Here is a 2,568-nt window from a genome sequence, read left to right as displayed (position 1 = left end):
CACCACGCCCGCCTTGAGGGCGAGCGAATCGTTGATACCGTCGCCAACCACCATCGGCCGGAAACCGTTGTCGATCTCCTTGAGCACGCAATTGAGTTTGTCTTCGGGCAACGCCTGCGCTTCAACCTCGTGCAGGCCCACCTCCCTGGCCAGGGCGTGGGCGACGCTTTGCCGGTCACCCGTCAACAACAGTTGCCGGCCCAGACCCAAGTCGCGCAATTCACCGAGGGCAAAGCGCGCTTCCGGTTTGACGCTATCGGCCAGCAGCAACCAGGCGAGGAATTCACCGTTCAAGGCCAGGCCCGCGATCGGGCCATCGTGCTCGGGAATGGCCGTGGTGGTAATGCCCAGTTGAGCAAACAACTCCGGACGGCCGAGTGCCGCTTCGCCCTGCGCGGTCATCGCCACCACACCGAGTCCCTGGCGTTCGTGGATATCCGTCAACGTCAGGCATTGCTCTTGGCTGACCAGCCCGGCGAGCGCGCGACTGACCGGATGACTGCTCGCCGCGCCGAGGCTTGCGGCCAACGCCATAACGATGGATGCGTCGGCACGCGGCTTGTCGATCGACTGCAAGCGCAACGTGCCGTATGTCAGCGTGCCGGTCTTGTCGACCACCAATGACGTCAGATCGGCCAACTCTTCGAGGAACGCCGAACTGCGGATCAGAATCCCGTGGCGTGCCGCCACCGCCACACCGGCAATCGCCGTGGCCGGCGCCGACAACACCAGGGCACAGGGACACGCCGCCACCAGCACCGCGAGCATCGCTTGCGCGTTGTGCGTGATGAACCAGGTCACCGCCGCCAACAACAACACCAGCACCATGTAGCTGCCGGCATAACGCTCCAGCAAACGGGTGATCGGGGGTTTCGAACGCTCGGCGTTTTGCATCAGCGCGATGACTTTGCCGAGGGTCGATTCACCGCCGGTGCGCGTCACTTCGATGCGCAGCAGACCATCGAGGTTGATCGCACCACCAAACACCGTCATGCCGACGCCCGCTTCTACCGGCACCGACTCACCGGTAATCGACGCTGTGTCGAGACTGGCCTGGCCGGACAACACCCGCCCGTCTGCCGGTACACGGTCACCGGCACGCACTTCGACCGTGTCACCGGATGTGAGCGAGCCGTTGTCGACTTCGATGATCGTACCGTCGGCCTGAACCTTGCGGGCATGGCTGCGGGTCAACTGGCCAAGCGCATGAATCGCTTCCTGGGAACCGATGACACTGCGCTCCTCCAACACATGACCGAAGATCATGATGATCGGCAGCAATGCTGCGGTCAGCAGATCACCGGTCGCCCAGGCGCCAAGCATCGCCAGGGCAATCAATTGATCGGTGATGCCATGCAGACTCGGGTAACGCAGGCTGAACCACGCCGAGCGCATCACCGGCACGGCAACCAATAAAGAAGCGAAACCGAGCAGCAACTGGCTGACGCCGGTTTGCTCAGGGCTCACCCAGCGCCAGATCAAACCGAGGCCGAGCAGCCCCAAGGCGAGCATTGCCAAGGTCAATTGCCGCGCGGCGCGGCGTTGTTCAGCCGAGGACAACAGGCTCGGTGCAGCGGTAGTCGCGGTCATTTTGCGGCTCCCTGAATGATCAGACGGGAATCGTCCTTCGGATCGACCGTGGTCACCGATCCAGCCTGACCGAGAATTTTCGGCATGCGTTCGCGATACAGACGCAACAGCATCTGCGGGTCAGTGCCCTGCTGTTGGGCTTTGGCCAGACTCGATACGGTGGCGGTATCGGCGGAGGCTTTGGCGAGTCGCTCGCCGGCTTGAGCGTGTGCAACTTGCAGCGCACGGTCGGCCTGTTCATTGGCCGCCTGAGTGAGTTTTTCCGCATCATTACGTGCATTCGCCACAGCCTTGTCGGCCTGCTGACTGGCGGTCAACACCGCATTGAAGGCACTGACCGCCGGATCGGGCAGACTCGATTGCACATCGACCCGCGCCACCTCGATACCGATGCCCTGCCCACCCGCCTTAAGCTCGGCCAGGCGTTTGTTGATGCCTTGCACCAGATCGCCGCGCAGTCGTTCGCGACGTTCGGCGGCCTGGTTGTCGGCGCCGATCAACTCCGGACGAGCGACCAGAATGGTGTCCAGATCCCGTGCGGCGGTGAGTGCCACGGCACTGCGCGTGACCAGGCGATCCAGTGCCGGAAGCACATGTTCGCCCTGAAGCACGAAGTCATAGGGGTCGGTGACCTTATAAAAAACCCGCACATCCAGTTGCACGACACCGGCATCACCGGTCAACAGGTATCCGGATCCGGCGAGCGCATCACTGATCGGCACCGCAAACGAGGCGACTCGATCTGCCTTCACCGCCTCAGCGCTGCGCAGCAGGTTGCCAATCCGGCGTTCGATCACCCGGTCCGCTGCCGGCAGCAAAACCACTTGTTCAAATGGCTGCGGCCAGGCCAACAACAGACCGGCATTCTGAATGCGATCCAGCGCACCGAAATGCAAAACCACCGCGCGATTCTGCGGATCGATCTGCCGCACATTGGAAAATGCCCAGGCCAGGGCGGCCAGCAATGTCACCGCATAC

Annotated in this window: 2 protein-coding genes; both read right to left on the bottom strand. The window is 62.7% G+C overall.

Features of this window, described 5'->3' with window-relative positions; translation table 11 throughout:
* Window positions 1–1,590 (bottom strand): heavy metal translocating P-type ATPase (locus DBR24_RS21105; protein WP_128615719.1); only part of this gene is annotated, 1,590 nt, incomplete at its 3' end.
* Window positions 1,587–2,568, bottom strand: a 982-nt coding sequence (gene hflK, locus DBR24_RS21100) for a protease modulator HflK (protein WP_146189097.1), incomplete at its 5' end; no start/stop codon positions are given. The genes hflK and DBR24_RS21105, both read right to left, overlap by 4 nt.

The organism is Pseudomonas sp. HMWF006 (assembly GCF_003061205.1).
In the GTDB taxonomy this organism is placed as follows: domain Bacteria; phylum Pseudomonadota; class Gammaproteobacteria; order Pseudomonadales; family Pseudomonadaceae; genus Aquipseudomonas; species Aquipseudomonas monsensis.
This window is presented reverse-complemented; position numbering and strand designations above follow the sequence as displayed.